Consider the following 228-nt stretch of genomic DNA (forward strand, 5'->3'; position numbering starts at 1 on the left):
GCGTCGCTGCCGAACATCATGAAAGCGAAGAAGAAGCCGCTGGACGTGGTGACCCCGGACGCCCTCGGCGTTTCCACCGCTTCCACCGTGAAGACCCTGAAAGTGGAAGCTCCGGCTGCCCGCAGCGCCGGCATCAAGGTCAAGTCCGTGGCTGAACTGGTCGAGAAACTGAAGAACGAGGCGAAAGTAATCTGATGGCTATCCTGGTAATCGCTGAGCACAACAACG

General features: G+C 58.8%; 1 pseudogene. It reads left to right on the top strand.

The window, feature by feature from the left end:
* Positions 1 to 195 (top strand): annotated as a pseudogene (locus QSJ95_RS32820) (electron transfer flavoprotein subunit beta/FixA family protein); the annotation flags it as partial.
* Positions 196 to 228 lie beyond the last annotated feature (33 nt).

Source organism: Pseudomonas sp. NBRC 100443, from assembly GCF_030268185.1.
GTDB classification, from domain to species: Bacteria; Pseudomonadota; Gammaproteobacteria; order Pseudomonadales; family Pseudomonadaceae; genus Pseudomonas; species Pseudomonas citronellolis.